The 13866-nt window shown below is 39.5% G+C and carries 9 protein-coding genes; 4 read left to right on the plus strand and 5 right to left on the minus strand.

The features are described 5' to 3' along the window. Positions 1 to 193: 193 nt before the first annotated feature. The 3 genes from AAAY30_RS09950 to typA form a co-directional block, all read right to left on the minus strand. A complete protein-coding gene (locus AAAY30_RS09950) occupies positions 194 to 1846 on the minus strand; it encodes a S1C family serine protease (protein WP_295054439.1) in 1653 nt (550 codons plus the stop codon). A 229-nt stretch (positions 1847 to 2075) separates the two neighbouring features. Further along, positions 2076 to 2954: a 3'-5' exonuclease gene (locus AAAY30_RS09955; protein ID WP_195410777.1), complete on the minus strand. Its 879-nt coding sequence runs from the start codon at positions 2952 to 2954 to the stop codon at positions 2076 to 2078. Beyond that, complete coding sequence (typA, locus tag AAAY30_RS09960) at positions 2954 to 4777, minus strand: translational GTPase TypA (RefSeq protein WP_022234710.1); 1824 nt, start codon at positions 4775 to 4777, stop codon at positions 2954 to 2956. Before typA ends, AAAY30_RS09955 begins: the two co-directional genes overlap by 1 nt. A 277-nt stretch (positions 4778 to 5054) precedes the next feature. Here typA and AAAY30_RS09965 point away from each other — a divergent pair, with 277 nt between their 5' ends. From AAAY30_RS09965 to AAAY30_RS09975, 3 genes are read left to right on the plus strand one after another with little or no spacing between them, the layout of a single operon-like run. Further along, on the plus strand, positions 5055 to 6986 hold the full coding sequence (locus AAAY30_RS09965) for an aconitate hydratase (RefSeq protein ID WP_195410779.1): 1932 nt from the start codon (positions 5055 to 5057) through the stop codon (positions 6984 to 6986). After that, the gene (locus tag AAAY30_RS09970; protein WP_499222360.1) at positions 6986 to 8197 is read left to right on the plus strand and encodes an NADP-dependent isocitrate dehydrogenase; all 1212 of its coding nucleotides are present in this window, start codon (positions 6986 to 6988) and stop codon (positions 8195 to 8197) included. Before AAAY30_RS09965 ends, AAAY30_RS09970 begins: the two co-directional genes overlap by 1 nt. 39 nt (positions 8198 to 8236) lie before the next feature. Next, complete coding sequence (locus AAAY30_RS09975; protein WP_186936336.1) at positions 8237 to 8881, plus strand: redox-sensing transcriptional repressor Rex; 645 nt, start codon at positions 8237 to 8239, stop codon at positions 8879 to 8881. Between the two features lie 233 nt (positions 8882 to 9114). Here AAAY30_RS09975 and AAAY30_RS09980 read toward each other — a convergent pair whose 3' ends face one another. Together AAAY30_RS09980 and AAAY30_RS09985 are read right to left on the minus strand one after the other, a co-directional pair. Continuing rightward, the gene (locus AAAY30_RS09980) at positions 9115 to 11469 is read right to left on the minus strand and encodes a heavy metal translocating P-type ATPase (protein ID WP_499215747.1); all 2355 of its coding nucleotides are present in this window, start codon (positions 11467 to 11469) and stop codon (positions 9115 to 9117) included. Between the two features lie 14 nt (positions 11470 to 11483). Continuing rightward, complete coding sequence (locus AAAY30_RS09985; RefSeq protein WP_022234585.1) at positions 11484 to 11801, minus strand: ArsR/SmtB family transcription factor; 318 nt, start codon at positions 11799 to 11801, stop codon at positions 11484 to 11486. Positions 11802 to 12400: 599 nt separating this feature from the next. Here AAAY30_RS09985 and murA point away from each other — a divergent pair. Next, on the plus strand, positions 12401 to 13693 hold the full coding sequence (gene murA / locus AAAY30_RS09990; protein ID WP_186936338.1) for a UDP-N-acetylglucosamine 1-carboxyvinyltransferase: 1293 nt from the start codon (positions 12401 to 12403) through the stop codon (positions 13691 to 13693). The last annotated feature ends 173 nt before the right edge of the window (positions 13694 to 13866 follow it).

Raw genomic sequence — 13866 nt, forward strand, 5'->3', positions numbered from 1 at the left:
CCGATCTGTGTGGGCAAAGCCCACAAATACTTTTTGCTACCGCAATTTAATACACTAAACCATAATAGGGCTGACGCTTTGTCTGCCCTATTATTTTTGCAAAACCGCTAAACAGCACAACAGCCGGTGCAAAACGCATCGGCTGTTGTGTATGGAGAGATTAGAATGAATTATTTATATATAAACAGCAGCATTACCATCCAAACATCTGTGACCAAATAGAGTCGTCACCGGTTGAATTTTCGCTGTCTGATGTCGGAGTAGTGCTCTTTTGTGAGCCGTTAGTGATTTGAGAATTGCTTACCGCAGGTATATATTCTTCAAGTACAAATGAAATTGTCTTACTTGTTCCTCTGCGGCTTACAGTAAATGTAACTGTATCGCCTACTTCTGCTTTTTCAAGTGCAGCAGTAATGTCCGATGACGAAGAAACATCTGTATCGTTTACCTTTGTTACAAGGTCACCTCTTGTAACTCCTGCTTTTTCGGCATTTGAACCGGAATCAACAGAAAGAACATAGCAACCTGTCTGATTTACACCGTAATAGAAAGCTGTTTCGTCAGAAGTAATATCTGTAAAGTCAATACCAAGATCAACCTTACCTGTTACATAACCGTATTCTTTAAGGTCACTTAAAATATCAAGTACATTGTTAATCGGAATAGCAAAAGCAATACCCTCAACTTCGGTTGCACTCTGCTTTGCGTTTACGATACCGACAAGTTCACCGTTTGCATTAAAAAGTCCGCCGCCGGAATTACCCGGGTTTACCTGTGCATTTGTCTGCAAAAGTGTCATTTGTGTATCTTCAATAGTAACCTTTCTTGCAAGTGCACTGATGATACCGTCTGTAACTGTACCGCCAAGTTCACCGAGTGGGTTGCCGATAGCAACTACATAGTCACCTACCGCAAGACTGTTGCTGTCACCGAAAGTTGCAGGCGAAAGTCCTGTTGCATTCACCTTTAACAAAGCAATATCATTATCTGAATCACTGCCTATGATTGTTGCATCGTACTCTGTGGAATCTCTAAGTCTTACCTTAACAGAATTTGCTCCGTTAATTACATGGTTATTTGTAAGAATATAACCGTCTTGAGAAATAATAACGCCTGAACCCGCACCCTGCTGAACATACTGTTGAGCAAATGAACCCGTTACAACGCTTTCTGTTGAAATTTCAACAACACTGTCGGCTGTCTTTTTAACAATTTCAGAGGTTGAATTTGCCTTAGATGTACTTGAAGCAGTTGTGGTTGTGCCGCTGTTGCTTGTTTTGGTAATATTTAAACTGCCGCTTGTACTGGTATTTACCTTATTTGCAAAATAACCGCCGCCAAAGCCAAGTCCGCAAGAGAACACCATTGTAACTGCAAGTGCTATTGCAATACCGCCTCTTGATATTGGTTTTCTCTGTTTTTTAGGCTTTTTAGCCTTAGGCGGTTTTGCGTTTGCCGAATGATTGGGAGCAGTACCGTACGGTTGAGAATTATATACATTCTGTGACTGTTGGTTCTGTGCAGTGTAACCGTTTGATTGGTAATTATCATAAGCGTTTGTATTTGGATTTTGATAATTATTGCTGTATCCCGAACTTGTATTCTGTGAAGAATATTGAGTAGGCTCGTTATATCTGTTAGGATTATGCGAAGCGTCTTTATTATTGCCGTTTACATATGAATAATGGTATTCTGTGCTGTCTGACTTGTTGTCGCTTTTATCGGAATTCCATTCATATGAAGCCTCTGCATTCTTCTGCGGAATGTCTGTGTTGCTTTCAGGTGTATTTTCAGCATTACCTGAATAAATATCATTGAATTCATTTGGATTTTTATTATCAAGCATTTTTTAGTCCTCCTTAAATGCTATGTCTTTCGTATCTCTTACGATGTATATATAATAATTTTGCCAAGTGAAAACTATATGAACTCGTTTTGAAATAAATATGAAATAAATTGAAATAACAATGAAACCAAATTCACATTCTATTCTTAAAAATGCCGAACAGTCTTAGTCTGACCGTTCGGCATTGGTTTTTCTATATGCTGATATATGTATAGAAGGTATTATTATACTAAGCCTTATTTTCGCTGTTTTCGTCAACAGGCTTTTCAACATACTCGACTATACGCTTTCTGACGGTAACTCCGTCATATTTCTTTTTAAAGGAAACTTTACCCGTAAACTTTCTTCCGCACTTTTTACACAAAAAGGGAGCAACAAAACTTTTGTTTTTTACTTTCCAATTTGCCTGTCTTGCAGCCTGCCTTCCGCAAGCATCGCAATTAAAGCGCATACTGCGTTTATCAATCTCCGGATTATTAATATCTGTAATAAAATGATTTTTATACAGCAGTCTGTCATAAAATTCGTGAGCCGTTGCATCTTTGATAAAATCGTCTATCGGATAATCCTCGACAAAATGTTTCATACACTTTAATGTAAGCTCTGCGTCGGCATATGCACGGTGCTGTTCTTCAACATCAAAGTTAATTGCAAGCATATCTGCGCATACGGATAATCCGAGTTGAGAAGATTTATCATTTACGGAAAGACATTTTTCACAATAATCCTGCACATTGCAATAGCTTGTGAGAAAAGGCAGCTCGGGCCTGTGAGCATAGTACATATAATTCTCAATCAATGCAAGAATGTCGCTTGTACCCCATGTCACCAAAACGCAATCGCCGCAGAATTTTTTAAATTCAGAAACAGCGTGCATAAATGTACAGCCGTTTTCTCTTAATTCTTCGTTGGTGATTTTGGTTAGCTTTTTAACCTTTGAACAAAGTTTTTTGCCTATCTGCGGAGAAATAAGCATTTCAAATCTGTCAATAATATTCAGATTTTCGTCAGTTTTAACTGCCCCGAACTCAATTATCTCATTTACAAATCTGTGTTCTTTACTGCTGTATGAGCCGTTCCATTCAAGGTCTAATACTACAAAACTCATTATTTTTTATGGAATGCCTGTTTCATTCTCTGTTCCTTAGAAAGAATACGCTTACGCATACGGATATTTTCGGGAGTAACCTCTACAAGCTCATCATCTGCAATAAACTCAAGACACTGCTCAAGCGATAGAATTGACGGCGGTGTAAGTTTAAGTGCATCATCAGAACCTGAAGCACGGGTATTTGTGATATGCTTTTTCTTACATACATTAACAGTAATATCTTCTGACTTAGGGCTTGCGCCTACAATCATACCCTCATATACAGGAACACCCGGGCCGACAAAGAGTCTGCCTCTCTCCTGTGCCGCATACAAACCGTAAGTTACTGTTTCGCCTGTTTCAAAAGCGATAAGCGAACCCTGATGACGGGTTACGATTTCACCCTTGTACGGCTCATATCCGTCAAACACATGGTTCATAATACCGTTACCGTTTGTATCTGTAAGGAATTCGGGACGGTAACCCATAAGACCTCTTGACGGAATACGGAACTCAATGTGAGTAGAACCGCCCTCACGGGTGCCCATATTAATAAGTTCAGCTTTTCTTGAACCGAGTTTTTCCATAACTGCACCTACATAAGCGTCAGGTACTTCAATAATGAGCATTTCCATAGGCTCGTTCAACTTACCGTCAATCATCTTTGTGATAACCTGTGGACGAGATACCTGGAACTCATAATTCTGGCGGCGCATTGTTTCAATAAGAATTGAAAGATGAAGCTCGCCTCTGCCCGATACTTTAAATGTATCCGCACTGTCTGTTTCTTCTACTCTTAACGCAACATTGGTTTCAATTTCCTTGAAAAGTCTGTCACGAAGATTTCTTGATGTAACATACTTACCCTCTCTGCCGGCAAACGGAGAGTTATTTACAATAAAGTTCATTGATACGGTCGGTTCGTCAATCTTAACAAACGGGAGCTGTTCAATATTTTCAGGGTCGCAAATTGTTTCACCGATATTAATATCCTGAATACCGCTTACACAGATAAGATCACCCATTTCAGCAGTTTCGCTCTCAACTCTCTTAAGTCCCTCATACTGATAAATCTTACCGATTCTTGCGTTCTTTGTTACATTGCCGTCTGTATGACAGATTGCAACGCTCTGACCTGTTTTTACAGTGCCTCTCTCAACTCTGCCTACACCAATTCTGCCCACAAACGGATCTGAATCTATATTTGAAATAAGAATCTGAAGTCCGCCCTCTGCATCTCCCTGCGGAGCAGGAATTTCATTTATAATAGCCTCAAAAAGAGGTTTCATATCTGTACCGGGCTGATGCGGATCAAGGCTTGCATAGCCGTCACGGCCCGATGCATATACTACAGGGAATTCAAGCTGATCCTCGTCAGCGCCAAGCTCGATAAATAGGTCGAGAACTTCGTCAACAACTTCTTCGGGTCTTGCACCCGGACGGTCAATTTTATTGACTACAACCAAAGGCTTTTTGCCAAGGCCCAAAGCCTTTTTAAGAACGAATCTTGTCTGCGGCATACAACCCTCGAAAGCGTCTACAAGAAGTACAACGCCGTCTACCATCATAAGTATACGCTCAACCTCACCGCCAAAGTCGGCATGACCGGGGGTGTCAACAATATTAATCTTAATGCCGTTGTACATTACAGCGGTGTTTTTAGAAAGGATTGTAATGCCTCTCTCTCTTTCAAGGTCGTTAGAATCCATTACTCTTTCAGCCACATTCTCATTTGCTCTGAAAACACCGCTCTGTTTTAAGAGCTGGTCTACGAGAGTTGTTTTACCGTGGTCAACATGAGCGATAATAGCTATATTTCTCAAATTTTCTCTTGTTTCCATAAAATTATCCCCCTATAAAAATCTAAGTTCAAATATCCTACACATACTTTTTTATTATATCACCTAAATGTTGAAAATTCAATTTATTTTTAAAAATAAACAACAGATAGTGCCAAAATCGCAAATTTTCGTATTTACATCCATTTTTACTTTACATAAGAAGAAAAATGTTATATAATAGATACTAATAATTGCCTTATAATGGGCAATTAATGTACACGGGTTATTGCTTTTAATAATGCAAATACCACAAAATACTTTTTGCGGAGGTAATCAAATGGGCTACACAATTGCACAGAAAATTATTAAAGAGCATTTGGTATGCGGCGAAATGGTTGTCGGCAACGACATCGGCTTACGCATTGACCAGACTCTTACACAGGACGCAACAGGCACAATGGCTTACATAGAATACGAGGCTATGGGTATTCCGAGAGTCAAAACCGAAAAGAGCGTTGCATATATAGACCACAATACATTGCAGACAGGTTTTGAAAATGCCGACGACCACAGATTTATTCAGTCTGTATGTAAAAAGCACGGCATTTATTTTTCAAGACCGGGCAACGGTATTTGCCACCAGGTACACCTTGAAAGATTCGGTAAGCCGGGCAAAACATTAATCGGTTCCGACAGCCACACACCTACAGGCGGCGGTATCGGAATGCTTGCTATCGGTGCAGGCGGTCTTGATGTTGCTGTTGCTATGGGCGGCGGTGCATATTACATCACAATGCCTAAGATGGTAAGAGTTAATCTTACGGGTAAACTCAGCCCATGGGTTTCTGCAAAGGATATTATTCTTGCAGTATTAAGAGTTATGAGCGTTAAGGGCGGCGTCGGCAAAATTGTTGAGTACGGCGGCGAAGGTGTCAAAACACTTACAGTTCCGGAGCGTGCTACAATTACAAATATGGGTGCTGAGCTCGGCGCTACAACATCCGTATTCCCTTCTGATGAAATCACAAGAGAATTCCTTAAAGCTCAAGGCAGAGAAGAAGATTACACAGAGTTAAGCGCAGACGCAGACGCAGTTTACGATGAGGTTATTGAAATTAACCTTTCGGAGCTTGAACCGCTCGCCGCTTGCCCACATTCACCTGATAATGTTAAACCGATCAGCGAGCTTGAGGGTCAGAAGATTGACCAGGTATGTATCGGTTCTTGCACAAACTCAAGTTATCTTGACCTTATGAGAGTTGCCCATATCTTAAAGGGCAAAACAGTTGCAGACGGCGTTTCACTTGCTATTGCTCCGGGCAGTAAGCAGGTATTCAATATGCTTGCTATGAACGGCGCACTTGCCGATATGATTGCTGCCGGCGCAAGAATTCTTGAAAGTGCCTGCGGTCCATGTATCGGTATGGGACAGTCACCTAACAGCAAGGGTATTTCACTCCGTACTTTCAACCGTAACTTTGAGGGCAGAAGCGGTACAGCTGACGGTCAGATTTACCTCGTATCTCCTGAAACAGCTGCTGTTTCGGCACTTGCAGGTGTATTTACAGACCCAAGAAAACTTGGTCCTGCCGCAGAAATTGAACTTCCCGAGAAGTTCCTCATTAATGATAATATGGTTATTGCTCCTGCTCCTGTTGAGGAAATGGACAATGTTGAAATCTTAAGAGGACCAAACATTAAGGAATATCCTAAGACAAGCCCTCTTACAGATTCTATAGAGGCATCTTGCTCACTTAAGGTTGGCGACAACATTACAACCGATCACATTATGCCTGCCGGTGCAAAGATTCTTCCGCTCCGTTCAAATATTCCGGCTATTTCACAGCACTGCTTTACAGTATGTGATAAGGAATTTCCTGAAAGAGCAAAAACTCTCGGCAAGAGCATTATCGTAGGCGGCGAAAACTACGGTCAGGGTTCATCAAGAGAGCACGCAGCACTCGCTCCGCTCTTCCTCGGCGTTAAGGCAGTTCTTGTAAAGAGTTTTGCAAGAATTCATAAGAGTAACCTCATTAACGCAGGTATTCTTCCACTTACTTTCCAAAATCCTGCAGATTACGATAAAATTAAACTTGGTGATATGCTTGAGCTTCCGAATGTTAAGAAAGAAATTGCAGACGGCTCTGCCGTAACGGTTGTAAACAAAACAACAGGCGAAACCGTTATTGCCGACTGTGAGCTTTCAGACAGAACAAGAGCAATCATTCTTGCAGGCGGTTTGCTTGACTATACAAAGGAGAACAGCTAATGGATAAAATTAAAATGACCACCCCCATCGTTGAGATGGATGGCGACGAAATGACAAGAGTTCTTTGGCAGAAAATCAAAGACATTCTTATTTACCCATACATTGATTTAAAGAGCGAGTATTATGACCTCGGTCTTGAAAACAGAAACAAAACAGATGACCAGGTTACTGTTGACAGTGCAGAGGCTACAAAGAAATACGGCGTTGCCGTAAAGTGTGCTACAATCACACCAAACGCTGCAAGAATGGACGAGTACAACCTCAAGCAGATGTGGAAATCACCAAATGGCACAATCCGTGCTATCCTTGACGGTACAGTATTCAGAAGTCCTATCCTTGCAAAGGGTATCACTCCATACATTCCTACATGGAAAAAGCCAATCTGTATTGCCCGCCACGCTTACGGTGATGTTTACAAAAATACAGAAATGGTTGTTAAGGCGGGCAGCAAGGCTGAACTTTGCGTTACCAAGCCTGACGGTACAGAAGAAAGAAGTACAATCTTTGATTTCAAGACAGACGGTATCATTCAGGGTATGCACAACCTTGACAAGAGTATTTCTTCATTTGCCCGTTCATGTTTTAACTATGCACTCGACCAGAAACTTGATGTATGGTTTGCTACAAAAGATACAATCAGCAAGAAGTACGACCACAGATTTAAGGATCTTTTTGCTGAAATCTTTGAGAATGAATACAAAGAGAAATTTGAGCAGGCAGGCATTACATATTTCTACACACTTATTGATGACGCTGTAGCAAGAGTTATCAGAAGTGAGGGTGGCTATATGTGGGCTTGCAAAAACTATGACGGCGATGTAATGAGCGATATGATTGCTACTGCTTTCGGCTCACTTGCTATGATGACAAGCGTACTTGTTTCACCTGACGGTGTTTATGAGTATGAAGCTGCACACGGTACAGTTCAGCGCCATTATTATAAGTATCTTAAGGGCGAGGAAACTTCCACAAACTCTGTTGCAACTCTCTTTGCTTGGACAGGCGCTCTCAGAAAGCGTGGCGAGCTTGATAATCTTCCTGAACTTATGAACTTTGCGGACAAGCTTGAGAAAGCTACTATCGACACTATTGAAGACGGCATTATGACAGGCGACCTTTATGCTATTTCAACTCTTGAAAACAAGAAAAAGGTTAATTCAGAAGATTTCTTGCTTGCAATAAACGAGCATCTTGCCGCTTCACTTGCATAAGCAAACACAATTCGGTTAAAGGAGTAAGGTTAAAGTACAATGTCCAGAAATGACAACATTTCAATGTCTGTAATCAGAAGACTGCCCAGATATTATCGTTTCTTGTCTGAGCTTAACGAACAAAACATTGATAAAATTTCATCTACAAAACTGGCTGAAATTATGAATGTAACCGCTTCTCAGGTAAGACAGGATCTTAACTGCTTTGGTGGATTCGGTCAACAGGGCTACGGTTACAGTGTTTCTCAGCTTAAGGAAGAAATACAAAATATTCTTGGTCTTAACAATAATTATAAAGCTATACTTATCGGTGCCGGCAACCTCGGTAAAGCGGTTGCCAAGCATATGAACTTTGAAAAGCTCGGCTTTGAACTTATCGCCTGTTTTGACTGTAACGAAGAAAAAGTTGGCAAAAAGCTGAATAATCTTACAATAATGCACGACAGTCTGCTTGACGAGTTCTGTCAAAACAACAAAATCAATACAGCGTTTTTGTGTATTCCGAGAGTATGTGTAGAAAATGTACTTGACAAACTTTATGGCTACGGCATAAAGAACTATTGGAATTTCAGTCACTATGACATTGCAAGAAAGTACAGCGACACCCTTGTTGAAAATGTACACCTAAGTGACAGTCTTATGACCTTATGTTACAAAATGAATAACCGAGATAAAATCTTATAATTAAATAAAGGCTGTTCCCTATCTTGCGGAACAGCCTTTTAATTATGCTTAACTTAGTTTATCACAAAGTTAAAAGGTTCAATGTCAATAGTTGGGGTAATTTATGGTTTAGTGCACGAGTTAAGCAAAATAATAATTCACTCCAATTAATTTAATAAAAAAGCAACAATTAACTACCGCACTCCAATCGGAATGCGGTAGTTTTTATGAGAGGAAATCTATCTATTTATAAATTACTTTTTATCAACTGTATGAAGAAGTCTTGCAGCATAAAGTACGCAAAGTACGCTTACGCCTGTATCTGCTATTACAGACAACCACATCGGAGCGATACCGAGTATTGCAAGGATAATTACAATTGTCTTTACACCAAGTGCAAATGTAATGTTTGTCTTTACAGTAGCAACAACTTTCTTTGCTATTCTGACAGACAACGGTAACTGTTTTAAATTACCTGCCGCAAGCACAGCATCTGCCGCCTCAATAGCAGCCTCACTGCCGAATCCCATTGCAAAACCGCAATCGCTCGCAGTAAGAACAGGGGCATCATTGATACCGTCACCGATAAAGCATACAGACTTATGAGTTTTCTTTATATCTATAAGTTTTTCAAGTTTATCTGACGGCATAAGCTCTGCCGAATAAGAATCAAGTTTAAGTTCATTTGCAATATCCATTGCATTTTCTTTTTTATCACCCGTAAGCATTACACTGTCTTTAACACCGAGTTTTCTTAACTCTGCAATTACACTCTTTGCCTCCGGTCTTAATGTATCGCTAACAGAGATTGCACCGATTAATTCACCATCGTAGATTACATATACAGATGCGGTTTTTTCTGCATTTACCTTTTGTTTATCGCTTAAAACCTTTGTGCCGCCGCATACAAGAGCTTTGCCGTTATATACAGCTGTAACTCCCTGTCCCGCCTTTTCGCTGTAACCTGAAAGTTCAGGTAAGTTTTCCTTTTCTGCCTTATTTTTTATTGCCATAGCAATCGGATGTGAAGAATATCGTTCACAAGCGGCTGCAAGTGCAATAATTTCAGATGAAGTATGATTGCCGTAAGCAAAAACTTTGTTTACAGAAAGCTCACCTGTTGTAAGTGTACCTGTCTTGTCAAATACAAATGCGTCAGCCTTTGCAAGAGCTTCGATATACTTGCCGCCCTTAATAAGAACGCTGATTTTTGATGATGCGCCAAGGCCCGAATAATAAGAAAGCGGAACCGAAATTACGATTGCACAAGGGCAAGATGCAACAAGACAAACCAAAGCACGATAAATCCATGTGCTGAAACTGCCAAGCCCCACAAGCGGAGGAACAATAGCAACTACAATAGAAATAAGTATAATAATCGGTGTGTAAACAGCTGCAAAACGGCTGATAAGCTTTTCACTCTGTCCCTTTGTAGCGGCTGCATCTTCAACAAGTTTAATAATTCTTGCCGCTGTACTGTCGCCAAATTCCTTAGTAGTTTTTATTTCTATAAGAGAATTGCCGTTAATCATACCGCTCATAACTTCACTGCCTGCCTCTGCATCGACAGGAACACTCTCACCTGTAAGCGCCGAAGTATCAAGAGTAGTATTTCCTTTAGTAATAACACCATCAAGCGGTACTCTTTCGTGTGGTTTAACTACAATTGTACTGCCTATTTTAACATCCTCGGCGGCTTTTACAACTTCCTTGCCGTTTATAAGTACGGTTGCATTATCGGGACGAATCTGCGCAAGTTTTGCAATATCACTTCTCGATGCAGATACTGCTTTCTCTTCTACAATTTCGCCGACTGCAAAGAGAATAGTAACCATAGCCGCCTCTACAAACTCGCCTAACGCAAATGCCGCAATAACAGCAATTGTAAGCAATGTAGTTTCATCTATCTCTAATTTAAACACCGATTTTACGCCTTTAATAAATGTTCTCCAACCTGACAAAACAGTGGCAACAAGGCTTAGTCCGAGTAGAACAAACCAACCTACAGTACCGAATTCAGCATCAGGAAATACAGTAAGTTCAAGACCGAAAGCCGCTACACCAAGCACAGCCGCTGTAATAATAGAAATAAGTTCATTCTTTATTTCAACCTTTTTATCTTTCTTGGCTGAATTTACCTTTTCGGCAGTTACGGTGTTTTCTTTTACATTGTTATCAATAACTTCTACACCGTCTTCAATGCTGTCACAAACTGCCTGTATGTCCTGTGCCGTTACATCCTCTGCTGACTCAAACACAAGTTTTTTATTTGCAAAATTAAAATTAACATTCTCATAGCCGTCTGTTTCGGCTAATTTCTTCTCTATCTTTCCTGCACAGTGTGCACAGTTGAGATTTTCAAGTGTGAAGGTGTACTGCTTTAAATTCTTTCTCTTTGTATTATCAATAACTTCTACACCGTCTTCGATACTGTCACAAACCGCCTGTATGTCCTGTGCCGTTACATCATCTGAACACTCAAGTACGAGTTTTTTATTTGCAAAGTTGAAATTTACATTCTCATAACCGTCTGTTTCGGCTAATTTCTTCTCTATCTTTCCCGCACAATGCGCACAGTTAAGATTTTCAAGTGTAAAATTATATTTCATAAAAAACACCCTCCTTACTCGAGAACGTGATCAAGTCCCATTTCAATAATTTTTTTAACATGGTCGTCATCAAGAGTATAGTAAATTTGCTTCCCCTCTCTTCTGACCCTAACAAGTTTGTTTTGTCTTAATACTCTCAACTGATGAGAAATAGTGCTTTGCTCCATATTTAAAGCCTCTGCAATACTAAGCACCGACATCTCATTATCGGAAATTGCAAACATTATTCTGATTCTTGTCGAATCGCCGAATACTTTAAAAAGATCCGCTAAATCAAACAGCACTTCCAAATCAGGAATTTCTTTTTCTTTCTTTTCATTTAGTTCTGCCATATTCCTATCTCCGTTTATTAATCTGTTCATATGCTTATATGTTCATATGTTAACTTGAGTATAGCACATAAAAAAGTAATTGTCAATACAATTAAAAAAATTATTTGGTAAATATTTAAATATTTTTCAGAATTTCCTACATTATATATGCAATTATATCCTGAAAAATATTGCAAGATTTTAATTCCGTATTGCAATTATGACAGCAGTATTATTTTTTATAAGAATAATTACAAGTATGTAATCTTGCTTAGTCATAATAAGAATAAACTTGATTTCATTTATTTAATTTGAGTACATTTTAGATAAAAATATGTTACAATTCCAAATATACGTTGACTTTACTACAATTTTGTAGTATCATTTTCTGTATAGGAATGTTAGTGTTACCTTGTTGTAATGCTGCAAAATGTGTGTTTTAAGAAAATGTAATATATTTGTGGATATACTATTATCAGTTGAGTAATCTGGCAGATATTCATTTTTACAGCAATCAATGTTGCTGTTTTTTGGCACGCACTTTTATTTAGATTTAGATTATGTAAACTCACATATTCGTTATTGTGAATGTACAGTATATGGAATTGGAGTGTAACGGTTTGGAAAAGTTTGTAGTAAACGGCGGTAAGCCGCTTTTTGGTGAAGTAAATATCAGCGGTGCAAAAAACGCCGCAGTGGCAATTATCCCGGCAGTAATCCTTTGTGACGAGCCTTGTCAGATTGAAAATATACCTAACATCAGCGATGTTTCACTTATCAGCAGAATTCTTCAGCAGATGGGTGCACAGGTAAGAAGAATTAATAAATCATCACTTTATATAGACCCGACACATATTTCAACTCACTCTGCAACAACAGAACTTGTAAGAGGTATGAGAGCATCTTATTACCTTCTCGGTGCTCTTCTTGGCAGATGCGGTAAAGCTCAGGTTGCTTTACCGGGTGGTTGTAACTTTGGTGTTCGTCCGATTGATCAGCATTTAAAAGGCTTTGAAGCTATGGGCGCAGTAACACAGCTTGTTGACGGCGCAATTATCGAGGCAGATGCTGATAATCTTCACGGTGAGCATATTTACCTTGATGTAGTATCTGTAGGCGCTACAATGAATATTATGCTTGCGGCATCTAAAGCCGAGGGTATGACTATCATTGAAAATGCCGCAAGAGAACCGCATATTGTTGACCTCGCTAACTTTCTTAATTCAATGGGCGCAGATGTAAGAGGCGCAGGTACAGATGTTATTAAAATTCGTGGCGTAAAATATCTCCACGGCATAACATATTCGATTATTCCGGATCAGATTGAGGCAGGCACATATATGTGTGCGGCAGCTGCTACAAGAGGTTGCATTACAGTAAATAACATTACTCCAAAGCACCTTGAATCAATTACAGCTAAACTCCGTGAAATGGGTGTTGTAATTACCGAATACGATGAGGCTATCAAAATTGACGCTACAAAGAATCCTTTAAAGCGTTGCAATATTAAGACTATGCCGCATCCCGGTTTTCCTACTGACTGTCAGCCACAATTTGCCGCACTTCTTGTAAGTGTACCGGGTACAAGCATTATAAATGAAAATGTATGGGATAACCGTTATCAGTATGTAAGTGAGCTTGTTAGAATGGGTGCACACATTTCTGTTGAGGGCAGACTTGCAATTATTGAGGGTGGATCTCCGCTTACAGCAGCTCCTGTAAAAGCTACCGATCTAAGAGCCGGTGCAGCAATGATTATTGCTGCACTTGAAATTAACGGTGTTACTGAAATTTCAAGTATCCAGTACATTGAGCGTGGCTATGAAGATGTAATTGAAAAATTCAGAGCATTGGGTGCTGACATCAAAAAAGTTTATTATGCAGGCGATAACGAAGATGAACTTCGTGCTTAATAATTAAACATAAAAATTTAACCGCTTGAGTTTTATAGCTCAAGCGGTTTTTTTCATAATAAATTAGATTATTTATCAAAATTCAATACTAATCGTTTGTGTAAATTATGGTTTAGCAAATTGTTTCGACAGGTAATTATAAAAGTTTGGTCGACCTTTTCAAAGGTCGTGGG

The organism is Ruminococcoides bili, from assembly GCF_040093295.1.
GTDB lineage: Bacteria > Bacillota > Clostridia > Oscillospirales > Acutalibacteraceae > Ruminococcoides > Ruminococcoides intestinale_A.